17 protein-coding genes are annotated in these 16,274 nt (G+C 37.1%); 2 read left to right on the forward strand and 15 right to left on the reverse strand.

Features of this window, described 5'->3' with window-relative positions; genetic code table 11:
- Nucleotides 1-2 precede the first annotated feature (2 nt).
- From ACMAYS_RS04055 to ACMAYS_RS04125, 15 genes are all read right to left on the reverse strand, one after another.
- Complete coding sequence (locus tag ACMAYS_RS04055; RefSeq protein WP_412462788.1) at nucleotides 3-827, reverse strand: ThiF family adenylyltransferase; 825 nt, start codon at nucleotides 825-827, stop codon at nucleotides 3-5.
- Nucleotides 828-966: 139 nt separating this feature from the next.
- A complete protein-coding gene (locus ACMAYS_RS04060; RefSeq protein ID WP_412462789.1) occupies nucleotides 967-2,376 on the reverse strand; it encodes an ATP-binding protein in 1,410 nt (469 codons plus the stop codon).
- 188 nt (nucleotides 2,377-2,564) lie between these two features.
- Nucleotides 2,565-3,419, reverse strand: coding sequence for a hypothetical protein (locus ACMAYS_RS04065; RefSeq protein WP_392991416.1), 855 nt, complete (start codon nucleotides 3,417-3,419; stop codon nucleotides 2,565-2,567).
- Between the two features lie 60 nt (nucleotides 3,420-3,479).
- On the reverse strand, nucleotides 3,480-4,820 hold the full coding sequence (locus tag ACMAYS_RS04070; protein WP_412462790.1) for a sensor histidine kinase: 1,341 nt from the start codon (nucleotides 4,818-4,820) through the stop codon (nucleotides 3,480-3,482).
- 141 nt (nucleotides 4,821-4,961) lie between these two features.
- On the reverse strand, nucleotides 4,962-6,188 hold the full coding sequence (nqrF, locus tag ACMAYS_RS04075; RefSeq protein ID WP_103216792.1) for an NADH:ubiquinone reductase (Na(+)-transporting) subunit F: 1,227 nt from the start codon (nucleotides 6,186-6,188) through the stop codon (nucleotides 4,962-4,964).
- Between the two features lie 28 nt (nucleotides 6,189-6,216).
- Nucleotides 6,217-6,828, reverse strand: coding sequence for an NADH:ubiquinone reductase (Na(+)-transporting) subunit E (gene nqrE / locus ACMAYS_RS04080; protein WP_103216791.1), 612 nt, complete (start codon nucleotides 6,826-6,828; stop codon nucleotides 6,217-6,219).
- A gap of 13 nt (nucleotides 6,829-6,841) precedes the next feature.
- Nucleotides 6,842-7,459 carry an NADH:ubiquinone reductase (Na(+)-transporting) subunit D gene (locus ACMAYS_RS04085; protein WP_103216790.1) on the reverse strand — a complete coding sequence of 206 codons (618 nt, stop codon included), beginning with the start codon at nucleotides 7,457-7,459 and terminating at the stop codon, nucleotides 6,842-6,844.
- On the reverse strand, nucleotides 7,459-8,232 hold the full coding sequence (locus tag ACMAYS_RS04090; RefSeq protein WP_199177507.1) for a Na(+)-translocating NADH-quinone reductase subunit C: 774 nt from the start codon (nucleotides 8,230-8,232) through the stop codon (nucleotides 7,459-7,461). The genes ACMAYS_RS04085 and ACMAYS_RS04090 overlap by 1 nt, the downstream gene beginning before the upstream one ends.
- A gap of 10 nt (nucleotides 8,233-8,242) precedes the next feature.
- Nucleotides 8,243-9,448 (reverse strand): NADH:ubiquinone reductase (Na(+)-transporting) subunit B, encoded by a 1,206-nt coding sequence (locus tag ACMAYS_RS04095; RefSeq protein ID WP_103216788.1) that lies wholly within the window; start codon nucleotides 9,446-9,448, stop codon nucleotides 8,243-8,245.
- A complete protein-coding gene (locus tag ACMAYS_RS04100) occupies nucleotides 9,448-10,791 on the reverse strand; it encodes a Na(+)-translocating NADH-quinone reductase subunit A (protein ID WP_103216787.1) in 1,344 nt (447 codons plus the stop codon). The genes ACMAYS_RS04095 and ACMAYS_RS04100 overlap by 1 nt, the downstream gene beginning before the upstream one ends.
- A 160-nt stretch (nucleotides 10,792-10,951) precedes the next feature.
- Nucleotides 10,952-11,422, reverse strand: coding sequence for a YchJ family protein (locus ACMAYS_RS04105; RefSeq protein WP_199177506.1), 471 nt, complete (start codon nucleotides 11,420-11,422; stop codon nucleotides 10,952-10,954).
- Nucleotides 11,423-11,434: 12 nt separating this feature from the next.
- The gene (locus ACMAYS_RS04110) at nucleotides 11,435-12,097 is read right to left on the reverse strand and encodes a class I SAM-dependent methyltransferase (protein WP_103216785.1); all 663 of its coding nucleotides are present in this window, start codon (nucleotides 12,095-12,097) and stop codon (nucleotides 11,435-11,437) included.
- A 1-nt stretch (nucleotide 12,098) separates the two neighbouring features.
- Nucleotides 12,099-13,403, reverse strand: a complete 1,305-nt coding sequence (locus ACMAYS_RS04115) for an MATE family efflux transporter (protein WP_255407608.1) — start codon at nucleotides 13,401-13,403, stop codon at nucleotides 12,099-12,101.
- A 19-nt stretch (nucleotides 13,404-13,422) separates the two neighbouring features.
- Nucleotides 13,423-13,776 (reverse strand): SirB2 family protein, encoded by a 354-nt coding sequence (locus ACMAYS_RS04120; protein ID WP_103216783.1) that lies wholly within the window; start codon nucleotides 13,774-13,776, stop codon nucleotides 13,423-13,425.
- Nucleotides 13,773-14,276, reverse strand: coding sequence for a potassium channel family protein (locus ACMAYS_RS04125; RefSeq protein ID WP_392991408.1), 504 nt, complete (start codon nucleotides 14,274-14,276; stop codon nucleotides 13,773-13,775). The genes ACMAYS_RS04120 and ACMAYS_RS04125 overlap by 4 nt, the downstream gene beginning before the upstream one ends.
- Nucleotides 14,277-14,322: 46 nt before the next feature.
- Between ACMAYS_RS04125 and ACMAYS_RS04130 the strand changes: the two genes are divergently transcribed.
- On the forward strand, nucleotides 14,323-15,063 hold the full coding sequence (locus ACMAYS_RS04130) for a hypothetical protein (RefSeq protein WP_392991406.1): 741 nt from the start codon (nucleotides 14,323-14,325) through the stop codon (nucleotides 15,061-15,063).
- A 2-nt stretch (nucleotides 15,064-15,065) separates the two neighbouring features.
- Nucleotides 15,066-16,256: a DUF4056 domain-containing protein gene (locus ACMAYS_RS04135; RefSeq protein ID WP_412462791.1), complete on the forward strand. Its 1,191-nt coding sequence runs from the start codon at nucleotides 15,066-15,068 to the stop codon at nucleotides 16,254-16,256.
- Nucleotides 16,257-16,274 lie beyond the last annotated feature (18 nt).

Below are 16,274 nucleotides of genomic sequence, written 5' to 3' on the forward strand. Positions count from 1 at the left end.
CCCTAGGCAGCTTTCTTTACTTGTTTTCCTTCCTTACTCTTTGAACCAGCATTCGTTAGTTGAAATTCATACTGGTCAAAAAACACCCCTAAATGATCCGTATGTGGTAGGCCACAGATAACTTTATAAGCTTCGTTGGCCATGAGAACTCCAGATAACCAAACGACAGGCGTAAAACTAGGCCTTGTTGCTTCCTTAGTTACAATCTTATCAACGAGGTCTTTAGAAATATATTTGTATGGAGAAAAATGACTGAAGGTAAAATCAACCTCTTCTCTAACTGCCTGGTTACATAGTTCAGGCGTTAGATCCTCAACCGCAGTATTCTTGGTACATAAATCGAGATACTCTTCCCAGTGGGGAGAATCCGGAGTCATTACAAAGACTGATGCAAATGGAGTGATCCAAGCATCAACGATTGTGATATTTTTTCTGCGCGCTGCTCTTTCTAGAATTAATGAGTAAAACATTTCATCCATTCCATTGATAACAATATCAACGTCATCTAAAAGATCTTCGATATTATCTTTTGTAACACCTTCGTTAAATGATTCGATCTTTAAATTTGGATTTATACTTCTGAACTCTTCTTCTAAGACATCGACTTTATAGCGATCATAGTTCTTTGCATTACAATGTATTTGACGATTTGAATTATGGGGCTCGTAACGATCAAAGTCAGCAATTTTAATTTTTCCTATTCCCATACGAACAAGAACTTCACTAGCGACACCTCCCATGCCACCAACACCACAAACTAAAACTGATGCTCCTTGTAATTTATCTTGATCCTCTTGAGTAATTAAACCAATATTTCTTGAAAACATCTCTACCCTCCAGTTAACGTGAGAGTATAAGTTAAAATGATTTTTTTGGAGAATCTGGGGAGTTACAAATGGGTCATTTTCTGAGCTCAGCAAAAATACTTGGCACACAATAGTAATAATTAATACTTATGAGACTGATTTACGACTTTGTATTTTGACCGTCTAGGAAAAGAACGTTTGTAAAATCTGTTTCTTCTTGAGAAATATTTTTTATTAACTCAATTGATGTTCCATTTCCTAAACTCGATGAAATATTAACCTTGAAGCCTAGTGCGTTGGCAGTATCCATAATGATACTCATTCCATGTCCAGAACCCTTCTCACCATTAGTCCCCTTAGTTGAACCAATTAGACCAACATTTCTTTTGATAAGCTTAAGTTTTTCTTCTGGAATACCTACACCAAAATCAACAATTCTTAGACAAAGATTCTCATCACAAACAGAAGCTGAGAAAACAATACTTTCATTCTTATGTGAGAATTTGATCGCATTATACATAATATTAGAAATTAGGTTATTTTGTAGTGCGATTTTATTTGTATATAAAGTTAGGTTTTGATCAATTTTAAAGTCGTGAATAATTCGAACACCTTTTTGGATAGCAATGTCGTCATACTCTGTCACTGCTTCAATTAAAAGGTCATATAAATTATTTTCTTGAAGCTCAAAAAGTTCACCATCAATATGTGTCGTAACAATTGAGTTTTGAATAATTCCCTTAACTGAGTTTGAGAATTGATTGATCTTATTAACCGCTTGCTCATAATCACCATTCTCAATTCTTTTCTTAGCTACTTCAAGACTAAGAAGTTTATTAGCAACATCATGGTGTAAGGTACGATTACTTAAATTCAATTCTGTATTTAATAGCTCAAGGTTCTTTCGATACTCTTCAAGCTCTAAGTTTTGCTTCTCAAGTAGATTCGAATACTCCACATTTTTTAGAATAACTTCGTGAAGTTTTTTCTTTGTGAAGAAGAAATTGTAAAGCAAGTTCGGAATGCTGACCTTAGCGAAGGCCGCATTACTAACAGAGAATACAACTCGGTCATCTACGACAAGATACTTCACTCTTGAATATGTACGACACCCAACGAAATTAACTGGAATCGTTTTGAAAAGTTCAACATACATATTTATGAATTCGTGAAAGATCTGAGATGAATCTGAAAACTCAAAGATAATTTGAAAAGAATCTGAGCTAAGTTTCTTTGTATCAATTTTGATATTGGTATAAAGCATCTTAAAAGATAGCTTTAAAAAGAACTCATAGAGTAAGCTATAACTAATTACATATGTAATGATGTCAAAAAATGGTTTAATGATTCTGTTTGAAACACCGGTATTACTAATAATTTCAGTATAGTTCGGGTACTTTTCAGAGAAGAAGACTGTGATATCTTTAAATTCTTGCCAGCTTATACGCGACTTTACATCTAAAAGATCTTTGTCTTTAACTGGAAGCTCGGCAATAAAATCTTCAACGGAATCCCCCATCGACTTTACACCATCAAAATATGCGACTAATGCCTTATTACTAACTTCCAACCAATTACACCTTATAAAACAATAAATACTGATTATCACTACAAGAATTAAAATGGCAACTTAAGTTATTTCTTTAACTTTACACCACAATATATATTGTAACCTTTGGCCAAGATTCTTAATAGCGAAGCAGAAGTTGCCGAGAACCTAAACTATTTGAAAGTATTTCTATTTAGATTGGATTAGAATTATATTCCTTCGAAGCATTTTTGTAATAATTCACCATACTCTCTCGTAGCGATCTCAAGTAAATCACTTGAATTTTTAGGAGCATGGTAATTGTCCACAAAGTGTTGATAGACATCTTTGCGATAAGAGTCAGGGAAGTTCTTATCTTTGATATTAAAATCTTTGCCCTTTACAAAGATTGTATTGGGCGTAAATACACTCGCAAAGCTTGAAATTTTTAACGTGTCTTTAAAATGAATATCGCCATCAGGAAAAAGGCGATCCTTAATTCTCTTAAGGCCCTTCTTTCCAAAGCACGTATTTTTATAGCTATTAATCCCATGGGCCATATAGATATCTTGAAGCTTACTCTTAATTCCCAAGATGAGATCCGAAGCGGTATAACCAAAGAATTCATGGGCAGCAATATGAGCATTAACTCCAGGAATATTTTGAGAGAACCAGCGCTGAGTATTCTTAAGTGCAATATCAGAACGTGTATGACTCCCCTTTATTAAAACATCAAAGTCCGCATGCATTAACTCATGAAAAATAGTCGATGCTAAGATAGTGAACTGATACTCTTGTCCAGTTGGAAAATCAGACGAGCTAACAATTCGATCTCCACGCCAATTCTTTTGTCGTAAAACAATCGTGTTCGTTTTGTCGTTATATGTGGCCTCTGCACCACTTTTATTCATTAACCATTTCTCAAAAACATTTGGTTTTCTGATTCTAATCTTTCTTACAACATCATCTAAGCGTGAAAGCTTCAATCCTAATTCATTTTCTAGTGAGTTAGAAAAATCAGATATTGCTACCGGAGAAGAGGCCAAGACATAAGTTGAAAGTAATAAAGTGAGTATCGATTTCATATCCATAATTAGACCCAATAAGCCTTAATAAGACTAGTTATGTAAGAAAAGATAAGAGTTTTAAGCGTGTGATATTACGTTGCTACCGTGGCCATCACGTTTATTATCTAAATGTTCTGATACTTGGTTAACAAAAGGGATCTTTACAATTACCTTTGTTCCACTCTTCATACTCATGAAGCTAATTTCACCGTCAATTCGTTTGATGATGTAGCAAAGTATGCTAAGGCCCATTCCACTGCCCAGTTCGTTACGAGTACCACTACTCGATCTCACTTTTGAGAAATTCGTTACTGATGAAATAATGTCGTCAGAAATACCGCCCCCTGAATCAATAACACTAAAGTACACATGAGTTTTATCGTGAATCATTGAAAGGTAGACTTTTGAACGTGGCTCAGAGAACTTCAAGGCATTAGAAACAAGATTACCTAAAATCGAGTTAACTAAACTCTCCTTACTAATGGGTAGCGAAGCTTCGATATTTTGATGGGGATAAGTGACAACCAACTGAACTCGCTTCTTGTTAAAGTCGTCTTGGTAGTGAGAGACAACAGACTTTACTATTGACGAAAGCTCCACATCATATGAAAGATTATCTTTATTAAATTGCTTACGAATCTCTGCTTTAAATTTGATGAGCTCACTTAATCGATCATAGGCTAACTTTACATAGGTCAAGTTCTCATCTTTTAACGCCCTTGAAAGACTTAAAGACAAAAAATTTAAGTCATTTGAAGTATCATGAATAACGGCCTTATAAACTGCATTAATAAGCTTTAACTCTTCTTGTAATTTATAATCCCCATCAACTTTCTTTTCTAAGATCTTAACCAGAAGCCCTAACATGATTGCAATATAAGTGATGACGCCCGCACTCCAGCCCCAAATCCCAGAGCCCTTTATTTCAAAGGTAAATGGATAGGTAAATGTGACTATTCCTGCGATAGCAAAAATAGTAAAATAGAAAAAATTCACAACATACTTTATTCGTTTACCAAAGTAGGCCAATGCATAGATACCAGGAGTGAAACTTCCGATGGCCACAGTAAGGGAATAATATTCAGACTCAACTCCAGCTAAATACAATAAAAAGCCAGCAATGCCACTTAAAACAAAAAGACTCATCAACTCAACTCGATACTGGCTTAATCGATTATTTAGAAAGAAATTACATATCAAATAAAGTGGAATGAATTTTAAGCCAAAGAATATGACGTCGAGTTCCATCCACTGAGCACAATAAAAACGTGTAGCATAGAGGAAGAAATTAAAAATTAGGGCCATTTTAAATTGCTGGTAGTCACTTTCTTTATCCACCATTGCAACAACATAAGTACTGACAACGCACAGAAGTAGAAATGATAAGAGTACGATATATAGGGCCGTCATATTATCCATACATCAAAACTAACATAGTGGAATATATGAACAATTGAAGAAAGGATAACTTAGCTTAACTTTTATTCGAAATTAGCTAATAAAAAAGGCCAGCTATAAAGCTGGCCTCTTCTATATGTAAATTTATTACTTTAATCCTAGTTACCCACCAAAATCGTCAAGCATGATATCGTCGCGCTCAACCCCTAGGTCAAGAAGCATATCGATTACACACTTGTTCATGATAGGAGGACCACATAGGTAGTACTCACAATCTTCTGGAGCTGGGTGCTTAGCAAGATACTCATCGTGAAGTACTTGGTGAATGAACCCAGTGTAACCTGTCCAATTATCTTCCGGTAGTGCATCTGAAAGAGCAACGTGCCAAGTGAAGTTATCATTTTCGGCCTGTAGACCGTCGAAGTCTTCAACATAGAACATTTCTCTAACTGAACGAGCACCGTACCAGAAAGTCATCTTACGTTTAGAGTGTAGTCTCTTTAGTTGGTCAAAGATGTGTGAACGCATTGGCGCCATACCAGCTCCACCACCAACGAATACCATTTCTTTATCAGTGTCACGAGCAAAGAACTCTCCGAATGGACCAGAGATTGTAACTTTGTCACCTGGCTTACAGCTAAAGATATAAGAAGACATTTTCCCTGGAGGAGTTCCCTTAGGAGCTCTTGGAGGAGGAGAAGCAATACGCACGTTAAGCATAATGATTCCCTTTTCTTCCGGGTAGTTTGCCATCGAGTAAGCTCTGATAGTTTCTTCGTTTACAGTTGAATTATACTGCCAAAGATTGAAGTGATCCCAATCTCCACGGTATTCTTCTTGTACGTCGAAGTCTTTGTAATCAATTGAAAGCCCTGCTGGTCTTTCGATTTGAATATAACCACCAGCTCTAAAAGGTACAGACTCACCTTCTGGAAGCTTAAGCTTAAATTCTTTAATGAAAGTCGCAACGTTATCATTTGAGATAACCTCACATTCCCATTTCTTAACACCAAAGACAGACTCTTCAACTTCAACTTCCATATCAGTTTTGATACCAACCTGACATGCAAGTCTTAAGCCTTCACGAGCTTCTTTCTTTGAGATATGTGATAATTCAGTTTCAAGAATTTCACCACCACCTGCGTGAACGTGAACTTTACACTGACCACATGTACCCCCACCACCACAGGCAGAAGATACGAATAGTTTTTGATCGGCAAGAGCGTTAAGTAGTTTACCACCAGCTGGGATATGAACCACTTTCTCACCATTGATCGTTAGCTTAACGTCACCACTTGATACTAGCTTTGATTTAGCAAAAAGAATTACTAAAACAAGAGCAAGAACCACAACGGTAAACATTAAAACACCAAGAATAATTGCATTCATAATATTTCCTTTTTATTACTTACCGTTACTAAAGTTGGATTCCTGAAAAACTTAGGAAACCAAGTGCCATTAGACCTACAGTGATAAAAGTGATCCCAAGACCTTTTAGTCCATCTGGAACATCACTGTACTTCATTTTTTCTCTAATACCTGCAAGAGCAGCAATCGCTAGGGCCCAACCGAAACCAGAACCGATACCGAAAACAACAGACTCTCCAAAAGTATAATCTCTTTCTACCATAAATAGTGATCCACCCATGATGGCACAGTTAACAGTAATAAGAGGTAGGAAAATCCCAAGAGCGTTATAAAGAGCTGGCATAAATTTATCTAGGAACATTTCTAGGATTTGAACCATCGCCGCGATAACACCGATGTAACAAATTAGACCTAGGAATGAAAGATCTGTACCAGAGATCCCTGCCCACTCAAGAGCATTTTCTTTTAGTAAGTAGTTATAAAGTAGGTTGTTAATAGGGATTGTAATTGTTTGTACAACAACAACCGCTACACCAAGACCAATAGAAGTCTTAACCTTTTTCGAAACTGCTAGGAATGTACACATACCTAGGAAGAATGCTAAGGCTAAGTTTTCAATGAATACTGCTTTAATAAATAAACTTAAATAATGTTCAAACATATTTCACCTACCCTTACATTTCTTCTACTTGATCTTTCTTCCAAGTACGTAGTCCCCAGATGAAAAAACCAATTAAGAAGAATGCAGATGGTGCAAGAAGTGCCATACCATTAGTTTGGTACCAACCACCTTCTCCAGTTGTTGCTAAAACAGATACTCCAAATAGCTTTCCTGAACCAAGAAGCTCTCTAAAGAATCCAACAAATACAAGTACGATTGAATAACCGATTCCGTTACCAACACCATCAAAGAATGACATGATTGGAGGGTTCTTCATCGCATATGCTTCCGCACGTCCCATAACGATACAGTTTGTAATGATTAGACCAATATAAACTGACATCGATTTAGCAACGTCATAAACGTAAGCCTTAAGAACTTGATCTGTCACGATAACTAGTGAAGCAATAATCGTCATCATTACGATAATACGAATTGCACTAGGAACGTGATTTCTAATAAGTGATACGAATAAGTTAGAGAAAGCTGTAACAACTGTTACCGCTAAACACATAACTGCTACTGACTCCATTTTTGTCGTAACCGCTAGAGCAGAACAAATACCTAGGATTTGAAGTGCAATTGGGTTGTTCTCAAATAATGGAGAAACTACTGTTTCTTTAAAATTCATTATTCACCCCCACCTTGTGTGAATTTGTCAATGAATGGTCCAAATGCATCGTCACCCATCCAATAGCGAACAGTTCCTGTTACACCATTAGCTGTAAGAGTTGCACCTGAAAGTCCATCAATATCAAAGCTGCTTGCTTTATTAGCTTCACCTTTAATAACTTGAATTTGAGGTTTACCTGCATCACCAAAGATTTTCTTTCCTGGCCATACTGATCTCCAGTGTGGGTTATCAATTTCACCACCAAGACCTGGAGTTTCACCGTGAGAGTAGAAACCAATACCTTTAACAGTATTAAGATCTGTCTCAAGAACTAGGAAACCGTACATTGTTGACCAAAGACCTTTACCGTGAATTGGGAAAACAACAGACTTAGTTGTCTCACCATCTTTTACGAAGAATACTTTAGAGTATTTCGCACGGAACTTGATTTTTCCTTTGTCCTCAGATGCAGGAATTGCGTAGTTCATTTTTGGATCTTTAGCAGCTTTAACAGCATCAAATTTAGTAACATCCATATCAGTTACGTAGTCACCAGTTTTAAGATCAACTAGTTTCTCTTCGATTTGCTTATAAGCTTCTAAAATTTCTTCTTTAGTAGCAGTCGCCTTTACAAGACCTGCAGTCATAAGAAGGTTTTTCTTAACGTCTAAAACTTTATTCTCATCTTGAAGTGGCTTTAGTGAAACCGCTGACCAAGATACGACAACTGAACAAACAACACATAGGATTGTTGCTACGATCAGAGTTTTTGCAGTACTATCATTACTCATCACTGCCCCCTTAAGCCGTTTTGTATCCGTTTGCACGTTTTTTGATATTTCCTTGAATTACAAAGTAGTCAATTAAAGGTGCAAAACAGTTTCCGAAAAGGATTGCAAGCATAGTACCTTCAGGGAAAGCTGGGTTAATAACACGAACAAGGATAACCATGAAACCGATTAGAGCACCATAGAACCAGTGTCCTTTGTGTGTCATAGAAGCTGATACTGGATCAGTTGCCATAAACACTGTACCAAAAGCAAAACCACCGATCACTAAGTGCCAAAGTGGAGTTACTGAGAACATCATATTTGTATCAGAACCGATAGCATTTAAAATTGCTGAAGTAACAACTGCTCCAAGAACCATTGAAAGCATAATTCTCCAAGAACCGATACCTGAGATGATTAGAACTGCTGCTCCGATTAAACAAGCAAGAGCTGAAGTCTCACCCATTGAACCTGGCATAAATCCTAAGAAAGCATCTTGCATTGAAGTTGTGATTGCACCAACACCACCAAGAGCTGCCTGAGAAAGAGCTGTTGCTCCAGTGAAACCATCTACTGCAGTCCATACTGCGTCCCCTGAAATTTGTGCAGGATATGCAAAGAAAAGGAATGCACGAGCAGTAAGTGCTGGGTTAAGGAAGTTTTTCCCTGTACCACCGAAAACCTCTTTACCGATTAAAACACCGAAAGAGATCCCTACAGCAACTTGCCATAGAGGAATTGTTGGAGGAAGAGTTAATGGAAATAGCATCCCTGTGACAAGGAAACCTTCGTTAATCTCGTGACCTCTAACGATTGCAAATAGTGCTTCCCAGAAACCACCAGCGATTTGAGTCACTAGGAAAATTGGGAAGAAGTATAAGAAACCGTGAAGTAGGTTTGCAACTAAGCTTTCTGGAGAGAAACCTGCACCAAGCGCCATGATGATATCAGCACGCCAACCTTCAGGAGTCATACCAGCCGCTGCAAGAGCAGAGTTAGCCTGGAAACCAGTATTGTACATTGCCATAAACATTGCTGGAATAAGAGCAATAGCAACTGTGATCATTAATCTTTTTAAGTCAAGTGCATCTCTAACATGAACTGAACCTTTCGCTACTCCACCTGGAGTATAAAGGAAAGTATCGATCATTTCATAAACAGCATAAAACTTTTCGAATTTCCCGCCTTTAGCGAAATTATCATGTTGAGAATCTAGAAGTTTGCGCAACATTGTAATTATCCTTCTTTCTCAATAGTAGTTAAACTTTCTCTTAGAGCTGGACCGAAATCAACTTTACCAGGACTTACGAAAGTACATAGTGCTAAATCTTCTTCATCTAGCTCTAAACAACCAAGCTCTACAGCGTAGTCATTGTCTTTTGTAACAAGTGCTCTTAAAAGTTGAGTTGGTAGCATATCAAGAGGCATTACCTTTTCGTATGACCCTACTGGAACCATTGCTCTATCAGAACCATGAGTAGCAGTTGTGAAATCGAAAATTTGCCCTGGCTTTAACCAGTGTAGGAAAGTACGCTTAACAGAGAATTTATTAAGACCTGGCTTGTGCCATCCTAAGAACTCTCTTTCACGACCTTCAGTAAGTAGAGAAATTTGGTTGTGGAAACGACCTAGGTAAGAAAAACTTCCAACCATTGCGCGACCGTTGAAAACCGAACCAGAAACAACTCTCACCTCACCTTGTCCAACTTTTCCTGAAGTAACTTCACCTAAATGAGCACCTGGAACTGTTTTAACAAGAGTTGGGTTTACAGATGCAGGACCTGCAATTGAGATAATTCTTTCAGTTGAAAGTTCACCTGAAGTGAAAAGCTTACCGATTGCGATTACATCTTGGTAACCAATCGACCAAACAATCTTCTTAGCGTTTACAGGATCAACAAAGTGAATGTGAGTTCCTGCGTTACCTGCTGGGTGAACACCAGCAAATTCCTTCACTTCAACTTTAGTCGTTGAAGGCTTTGGAATATTAACTCCAGCTGCTTTACAAACAAAAGTTCTTCCATCAGTTAGTTTTGAGATAATCTCAACACCATTCGTGAAATCTTCGCTTGCTTCAGCAATTACTACTGCTGGATCAGCTGCAAGAGGATTAGTATCCATTGCAGTTACGAAAATAGAGTGTGGCTCAGAACCTAAAGCTGGTGCCTTAGAAAATGGCCTTGTTCTGAAAGCTGGCCATAGACCTGACTCAACTAAAAGAGCTTGAACAGCTTCTTTCGTTAAATCTTTTACTCCCGTCCCTTTAAAGTTTTCAAATGTAACTTGCTCGTTACCTGAAACTTCAATTACTAAAGTTTCAAACGCTCTTCTTGCACCACGGTTAATTTCAATAACCTTACCGCTGATAGGTGCTGTATAAAGAACACCTTCAACTTTCTTACAAGAAAATAACGCCTGACCTTTTTTAACCTCGTCACCTACTTGAACAAGCATAGTTGGCTTCATTCCAACATAGTCTGGCCCAGTAAGAGCGACTTTAGTCACTTGAGGTCCTACCTCAATCTTTTGTGATGGCTTCCCACTGATAGGAAGATCCAATCCTCTCTTAATGTGAATCATAGCGACAAATCCCGTTATCTTGGTTTGTTAACAATAAAATATTTATGAAATTATTAGTTTTTTAACAGAAATACATAAAGTTGTAACCCTAATTTTAACTAATCACACCACCGCACTTAGCGACCATGACGCGTTAAAACAAAGGCTATTTAGTCGACAATTATCGACCACAACACTTCTTAAATTTCTTGCCTGAACCACAAGGACATTGGTCATTGCGTCCAACTTTAGCACCATCTCTCTTAACCTGCGCTACGATTGGCTCACCGTCAACGAAGAACCAGTCTCCATCAACCTTAACAAATTCAGAACGCTCATAATGCACATGGTCTTGGCCACCTAAACCAAAAGTCGCCTTAAACTCAACCATTCCCCAGTCATCTCTCTCAGTTCCTTCTGCAGTGTCAACGATCTCAAGACCCTTCCACTCAGATTGTGATGACCACGCCTTGATTTCATTTACATCCATATCATCTCTGTGATCAGGGTGAGTTGAATCAACGATGAAATCAATATTGCCGATTGTATAAGCAAAGTAACGTGCGCTCATAAGTTGAGCTGCAGTTTGGGCCTTGGCTTCACCCTTAACAATTGCTTCACATGTCTTTGTATCAAGACCAGAATTACTCATAATAAACTCCATTTAATATCGATATAATAAGTCGGTAAAATTTGTGTTTGTTTCATCAAAATATACCTTGCTTTCTAGTAGTCGACTAGAAATAAATGTAAAATGCTCTCTAAGCATTTTCTGGTATTTTGTACGACTTCGACGAATGGCATATTCATCTTTAAACTCAAGATCTTCGATCTGGCGATCGAGTTCTTTATCCGTTGGAACTGTTAGATAAAAATACTTTAACTTGGATGCAAGAATTGGCAGACAATACTCTAATTCCTCATCTGTGAGATATTGAAACACACTTGTGCAAACACCAAGATCAAAAGATTTCTTACTCTTCTCATTCTTGCGACACCAGCTAACAATATCCATTCTCTCTAACTTAAACTGAGTTGATTCAATTTTGTTTATTTCACGCTCTTTTACAATTTTGTAAGCGTATTCACTGGGCTCAATTCCATGGGCCTTATATGGCTTAAACTCGTCTAAAAGTGCCTCAAATAAATGACCAAGGCCAAAGCCTAAATCAATAATAGAATTGATATCAATATACTCTAATCCAAATAAATTTTTAATATAGCCAACGTGCTGCTCGACATTGCCTATTCCATCCATTTGATCAGCTTCTTCATAATTTACATCCCAATAGTCCTGGGAAAAACCAAGAGAACCTTTTTCTTTCATTTTATTTAACCTTTAGTGTCTTTCCGATTAAGTATGCATTCGAAATAAATCGGTAGATACCCACAGAGAAAATTGCCCCCCAAAGAAGCAAGAAGGATTGATTTTGATAGCTCAAATACGCCAGTGGCACAAAGCACGTGAAGAAGGCTATCACCATGTGACGACCTAAGAAATCAAAGCGATTGATTCCAAAGACTAGCCCATCATAGACATATGCAATTGAAACAGGAATTTGAGCAATGGCCAAGAAATAAATAATGCCTTTAATCGTTTCATGAATACTTTCATCGTACGTAAAAAGTGAAATTAATGGGCCATTGGCAAAAGTGAAAATGAAACAGAAGATAATTCCAATAATCCCCCCCATAAAAAGAAGCTTATGAAAGATATCTTTTAAGTGCTCATGGCCTTCATTTTTGAAAAGTGTCCCACCTATAATATTTCCAGAAGTCGCGACTCCATCAGTAAAGAAAGATGCAAATAACCATAGGTTGAGAATAACCTGATGAGCAGCGAGGGCCTTTAAAGAGATTGAGCTCGCAACTTTTGTGGCCAAGAAAAAACTTAGAGTTAAAAAAGCCGAGCGCATAAAAACATTGATAGAACTTTTTCCAATATGAAAGGCATCCGCTAACATGATTTTTTGTTTTAAAAACAAATGACGAATTTTTTCGTGAGTCAGAATAAAGTATAAACTTATTAGAAAGCCTACAGCATTAGCAAAAATCGTAGCGGCCGCAACGCTTGAAAGCCCCATATTAAGTTGATAGAGACCTATGTAAGACAATACAATATTAATCGAAGTTGCTACCCCAATTATTCCTAAAACGATATTTACTTTCGCCATTCCTCTTAGAACTGATAAGGCCGACATAAATAAAAGAATAAATACATGGCCATATAGTCTGGTTAAAAAATAGTCATCACATAAAGAATAAAGATCCTTCGTGACACTCAAAAATTCATAAACATAGTGGCGTGCGGGAACAAAAATGAGAACGAGAAAAAGTCCAATCGAGAAAGCGATTAGGAAAGTCACCTTAATAAGCGAAACTACATTCTCATACTCACCTTTAGCTAGTTTTTGAGAGATTGCTTGGATTGGTGCATGGACCAAGAAGTTAAACATCCAGGTAATAGATGAAATAACCGAAACACCAATGGCCATCGCGGCCAGCATTTTTGTATCAAAATTTCCAACAAGTGCAGTATCAACAATTGAGCTTAGAGGCTCAAGCATTGATGCGAGTATGGAAGGGATAGAAAGGGCCCAAAGGCCCTTATATGTTAACCAGTTGCGGTCCAAAATTTTTACTTTGTAAATTTTAGTATTTAGTTACTGCAGAGAAGATTGCAATAAAGATTAACGCAAGGATTAAACCAAGACCTGCTAGACGGTTTGATTTCATACGTTTTGCAAGGATTGGCCCAAGCGCAGAAACTGCAACCCATAGTCCAACTTTTACTTTTACCCATACTGGCCAACCAGCACCGTGACTAACACCGATACGAGCAAGAAGCCCCATACCACCTACGAAAAGTAGGAAACTTGCAATCCCAGAAGTAATTTTAAAAAGCTTTCTGTTTTGCGCTTCAGTACTTACAAATTGTGGTGCAAATGCAGCAACCATAAGAACAACCATAAACACGTGAAGTACTTTGTAAAATTCATAACTCATTTCTTTTCTCCAATTCTCTCTTCAAGACTCGTCATTCTATCATTTAATATTGTTAAAGTTTTATTAACTTTTGCTAGCTCTCTTTCTAGCATTAAATCTTCTCTATGTAGACTTGATTGCATCCCTTCTACATTTCTTTTTAAGACTTGTACACGTCTTCCGATCGTAAGAAATTGTCGACCGAGCATGACATTTGCAAAAATAGCGGTATAAGTGGCAAATAGCCCTGTACCAAAGATCATAAGAACGACAGCAATAATACGCCCAGCAAATGTGACAGGAGTAATATCACCATAACCAACAGTTGTTATTGTCGTAAATGCCCACCAAACAGCATCCCCAAGTTCAATAACTTTTGGGTTATGCCCTTTTTCAAGATGTAGAAAGACGAAGGCGAAGATAATAACGCCAAGGTTCCCCATGATTGTAATAAACCAGAAAGCAACAGTTTTGAATAAATAAATAAAGCGTTCAACAAATACGCGAAAGCCTGTGCGCAAAACTAACCTCTTCTACAAAATTTTAATTTAATATATAATATTTAATATGAGCTATTTTGGAAACAGCAATAAAGGAGAAAAGATCCTACGCGGTGCATACAACTACTACCGCAAGGATAGTCTCTATGCTGAAGAAACATTTGAAGTTTACCGCAGACCAAAACTCCATCAAATCTACTTTGAAGGAGAAATGCTGGCGCGTGTAATGACTGGTGAGCTCTTAAAAATCAATGTCGCCTACACCGTTGATAAAGAGTACACACCTGTTAAAGTTCAAATTATTAAAAGCCTCGGGGAACAAATCTCAAAAGAGATTTTCTTATTTGATCATTCAACAAGTGAACTCAAGTACCAATTTGATTGCGATGGTGAAGTTAAGCTAGAATCTATTACGACTTCTCCAAAATTCTATGTCACAACACCGCTGAGCTGCTGTAGTATGCTTTTTCTTTGGTCAAAGAAATTTGATTCCGTTGGAAAGAATTACTATTCATTCTTCTCTACTAATAATCAGTGGAAATACGAAGGTCCAATCATTAATAACAATATTGTTGTTGAAAGAGCAGCTCAAACATCAGAGTCCATTAAAATTGCAGGGGCCACTGTGACAGCTGTTCAGTACAAATTATTTGAGAAATTAGATTCTGATGATGCCAAAGATATGAAAGTTGATCCTGAATTCTTAAGCATCTGGTTATCCCAACACCAAACAATTCCTTATATTATTAAAGACAAGCAAGGAACTAATATAACGATAAAGTATCTTAACAACCTCGATCGAGGCTAAGAATGAAAAGGCTGTGGACAGGATTATTTCTAATCGTTTTGACATCTTCTTGCGCAGGTAAAATTTGGTTAGAAAGCACTAAGCCTGACTCGAAAGCTATCAATAGCATCCTGTCTAAAGAAAATGGTGAAAGTTCAAATTTAAATTTAAAACTTAATCACTCCGACAAAGTAGAATTTACTCATAACTTTAGGCCTTGTTGTGCTTTTGGTACTAATTTCACAGTGGCACTCTTATCAATACCTATCCCCTTTTTTAAAGAGACAAATACGGTCAATTACGATTCTCTTGGAACCCATATATACAATATAGAAAAATTTTCAGCAGAAGAGATGGCCTCAATCGGTAAAAGAACGCCAGAGGTAAATGGCCTAATTTATACAAGAAGAGGTGGTTTAATCGATACTGCACATATCAGAGATACTGCAGATGTCACGCTTACACTCTTCTATAAAATTTATCCTAGGCTTGGAACAAATTTTGAAATTGAGTTACCTCGAGAAATTGGTAAACGATCAATTCTTTTCAATGCTTTTGATACAAGTAAAATGGAAGGAAAAGATAGAATCTTCCTAAGCTCTGCACTAGCGGCCAAACTTGCTTACGAGATGGCAGTTTCACACGAATTTGCCCAGTGGCATGGTTATAGGAATGTCTCAATATTTCCAGAGGAGCAATCAGCTTACTCACCAGAAGATCTCTATTCAAATATACTTGGTGCAAAACTTGCTTCGGCCCTAATCAACGAACAGCTCATCTTTTCAAGTATTCAGTATAATTTGAATATGACTTCTTGGCTTGAGCAAACTTTAAAAGAGTTAGGGCCTGTCGATAAAGAAGAAACTCAAAGACTTCTAATGACGACGAACAAAATATGGTGGGATCAAGATATTAGATTACCTGATAAGTTCATGCTGAGAAAAAGGGATTATAGCTTATCGTTAAGGCTCTCTCCTCTTGAAATTCCGACTTCTCCGCTAAAAGATCCAGCGACACTTGAAATTAAAGAATTTTTTAGAAATTACAACTTAGATAAAATTGCAATTCTTAAGCTTGAAATTGATCCTTCATTCGAAGATAAATTTAATCATGTTCCAAAACATATTTGGAATAAGAAGCTAACGATTAAAGACCTTAGAAAGATTGCTCAATACGATAAAGAATTTGACGACAATTACCTTAAGAATAATTAACTTCAAAAAACGTATATA

The organism is Halobacteriovorax sp. RT-2-6, assembly GCF_047085025.1.
Lineage (GTDB): Bacteria > Bdellovibrionota > Bacteriovoracia > Bacteriovoracales > Bacteriovoracaceae > Halobacteriovorax_A.